This window comes from Protofrankia sp. Cr1 (genome assembly GCF_963555865.1).
Taxonomy (GTDB): domain Bacteria; phylum Actinomycetota; class Actinomycetes; order Frankiales; family Frankiaceae; genus Protofrankia.
On the sequence record NZ_CAUVXO010000122.1, the window covers coordinates 1,504 to 2,667 of the forward strand.

At 67.7% G+C, this 1,164-nt stretch carries 1 protein-coding gene; it reads right to left on the reverse strand.

Translation table 11 applies throughout. From position 1 onward, the window contains the following. Positions 1–6: 6 nt before the first annotated feature. Positions 7–1,101 (reverse strand): regulatory iron-sulfur-containing complex subunit RicT, encoded by a 1,095-nt coding sequence (locus U9980_RS12210; protein ID WP_322768019.1) that lies wholly within the window; start codon positions 1,099–1,101, stop codon positions 7–9. Positions 1,102–1,164: the final 63 nt, after the last annotated feature.

Consider the following 1,164-nt stretch of genomic DNA (forward strand, 5'->3'; position numbering starts at 1 on the left):
GTCTAGTCACGAAAGTATGTCGGGGTCGTGCTGGGGGTGGGTTGCTTGTCGGCGCAGGCGGCGTCGGGTCCGGGCGTTGTCCGGTGACGCAGCCGCGGGAACCGATGTCATGGGTTGCGTCCCGACGCTCGTGGCGATGCCGCCGTCTGCGCTGTGAACACGTGAGCTGACAGTGAGGGAACGGTGGGTAACCGGGCTGTCCGCGGGAGAGCTGCCTGCCTCCGCATCGGCGGTACCGCCCGGCCCGGCCGTGGGGTCGGGCCGGGCGGTGGTGTCCGGCCCCGAGTGGGCCCCGTCGTACGCCTTGCGTGAACCGCAGACACTTGCCCGGCTGCACGCGGATCGTCCGCCGCCTGCGTCCAGCTTGACCATGACCTGGTCACGCGGTACATCGTGGGAAACGACCCGCCCATCGCCCTCAGGGGTACTCACCCGGGCACCCACGGCCGGGACCTCCGCCTTGAACTGCTCGTAGAGTGGGTGCTCGTACCGCAGACAGCACATCAGCCGGCCACAGGCGCCACTGATTTTCATGGGATTCAGCGGCAGATCCTGGTCCTTGGCCATTCGTATGGTGACCGGTTCGAAGTCCGTGAGGAACGTGGCGCAGCACAGGTCACGTCCGCAGGAGCCGATCCCGCCCTGGATGCGGGCGCTGTCCCGGGCGGAGAGCTGACGCAGGTCGATGCGGGCTCCCAGCGTTCGGGCGAGATCGCGTACGAGCGCTCGGAAATCGACTCGATGGTCGGCACTGAAGTAGATGGTGAAGATGCTGTCGGTCTGGATGTAGTCGACTCCGACGACTTTCATGGGTAGCTCGTGCTCACGGATCAATCGCTTTGCGGCAACCCGCGCCTCGGCCCGGCGGCGGCGGGAGACCGCGCGCCGTTCGATGTCGGCGGTCTGCGCCATCCCCACGAGAACCGGCAGTCCGCCGATGTCCTCGCTGACCCACTGCGGTGCCCACATGCATTCGGCAACCTCCGGCCCGGCATCGGTCGGGAAGAGGACCTTGTCGCCGATTTTCGGCGCATATTGCCCGGGATCGGCGTAGAAGAGCCGCCCACGCGGGGAAAAGGTCACGGCGCACATCATTGGCATGCCGTCCGCACCGCCCTCGACCTGTGCTGGTTGCCGACCGGGCCGTGCCGGGTCGCCGCGACG